Here is a 1,732-nt window from a genome sequence, read left to right as displayed (position 1 = left end):
AGATTCTTTTTATATAGATAAAAAAGAGACTCGCGCATCCCGCGCAAGCCTCTTTTTCTTACTACTATTAATATACTTTTGCTGTTGTATATTTCGAAGCTTCTTTTACAAGCTCGAATTTCTTATTCGACTTTTTCAGACCGGCATCAACTGTTGTATCGATCGTTACCCACTTGCCGTCCAGGAACACTTCATTCCAAGCGTGGTACTGAGTTACATAAGTCGAGTTACCCATAACCAGCTTAGTCGGAATATCTACGCTGCGAAGCATAGCTGCAAACAGTGCCGAGTAACCGTAGCAAATATCTTTCTTCGTGCTAAGAGTGCGGTCAATGCTTGGCAGGTACTCCGTTGGCAAATTGTTTGCCAAATCATAATCATAGTCGACGGTTTTGATAATGTAATCATAAATAGCTTTTACTTTATCGGCATCGCTCTTTTTGTTAGCTGTCAGTTCTTTAGCTTTTTGGATCGCTTTATTCGTGTTGCTCCATTTAACGTTTTGTACCGAGTTAAGGAAAACAACCTTTGTGTCATTCAATTTCAAGCTAACGACTTCTTTGCTTACTACTTTATATTTGTTGCCGGTTGTGTTCTCAAGAATCGAAATCGTGTAGTCTCCATTACCAAGCTGCAGTGGAAATACTTCTTCGCTCGAGCTTGCCAGCGTGTATGTATAGTTGTCTTTGCCTTTCGCTACCATCACTTTTGTTTTCACATTCGACTTCACATCATATTTAACGCCAACTGTACCATTATTAATGTTAGCAGTATCCAACCATTGTGCATCAGCGCTTGCAGCTGCTGTTGTCACTTGAATCGACGTTGTAATTACAAACACGGCTACGAGCATAAGAATTAGCTTACGCATGGATAAAACTCCCTTCGGTGGCTAGGCTGCCATCTCATTAAGAGAAAAGGCCCTATAGCTTTGCGTCCCTACCTTTCGATAGGTTTGCCATTATCGTATAAAGTTCTCGAACATACGTTCGCTGTTGAACAAAATAAAAAAAGCCTGGTTCTTTCGGTAGCTGGCTGCCATCATACGGAAGGCCCTATAGCTTTGCGTCCCTATCTTTCGATAGGTTTGCCGTTATCGTGATTAGCTTTGTCTAGTACTAGATTACCATATTCTATGAAAAAATCAACTCTATTTTAATAGTATAGTGAAAAAAAATAGGGACCAGTCCTTTATGGACTAGTCCTCTAATGAGTTTAACATTACTTATGCATTATTTTTCTTCTTAAGAAGCAATACTCCACCCAGCAATGCGAGCATAGCACCTGCCAAATAAATCGGCGATGAACTGGACTCACCTGTCTTAGGCAATGCTCCGAGCGGTACTTCTTCATTAACATCTACAGAATCAGAATCACTTCCAACAACTGCAGTAGGAGCCGGTTTATCATTCGATGTCCCCGTATCGCTATCGTTACCCTGATCGACTGGTCCCAATGGGTTCTCATTGTCGTCTATTACTACTTCTTCATCTGGTGTCGAAGAAGGCGTTGGTGCTGGAGTTGACTCCGGCGTTGGTGTCGGAGTTGACTCCGGCGTTGGTGTCGGAGTTGACTCCGGCGTTGGTGTCGGAGTTGACTCCGGCGTTGGTGTCGGAGTTGACTCCGGCGTTGGTGTCGGAGTTGGCTCCGGCGTTGGTGTCGGAGTTGGCTCCGGCGTTGGTGTCGGAGTTGGCTCCGGCGTTGGTGTCGGAGTTGCCTCCGGCGTTGGTGT

2 protein-coding genes and 2 riboswitches are annotated in these 1,732 nt (G+C 44.0%); both genes read right to left on the bottom strand.

Annotated elements, in window-relative coordinates; genetic code table 11:
* Positions 1-67: 67 nt before the first annotated feature.
* Complete coding sequence (locus TY10_RS27915; protein ID WP_042171368.1) at positions 68-871, bottom strand: transglutaminase-like domain-containing protein; 804 nt, start codon at positions 869-871, stop codon at positions 68-70.
* A gap of 13 nt (positions 872-884) precedes the next feature.
* A riboswitch (cyclic di-GMP riboswitch) is annotated at positions 885-970 on the bottom strand.
* 53 nt (positions 971-1,023) lie between these two features.
* Positions 1,024-1,102: riboswitch (cyclic di-GMP riboswitch) on the bottom strand.
* A 123-nt stretch (positions 1,103-1,225) separates the two neighbouring features.
* Positions 1,226-1,732: LPXTG cell wall anchor domain-containing protein (locus TY10_RS30690; protein WP_155986077.1), on the bottom strand; the 507-nt coding region annotated here is incomplete at its 5' end.

The sequence above is a fragment of the Paenibacillus gorillae genome, assembly GCF_000513275.1.
In the GTDB taxonomy this organism is placed as follows: domain Bacteria; phylum Bacillota; class Bacilli; order Paenibacillales; family Paenibacillaceae; genus Pristimantibacillus; species Pristimantibacillus gorillae.
This window is presented reverse-complemented; position numbering and strand designations above follow the sequence as displayed.

Bases quoted from the DNA above. Each gene is read 5' to 3' on its own strand.
- TY10_RS27915 (WP_042171368.1), bottom strand. From the start codon at position 871: ATGCGTAAGCTAATTCTTATGCTCGTAGCCGTGTTTGTAATTACAACG.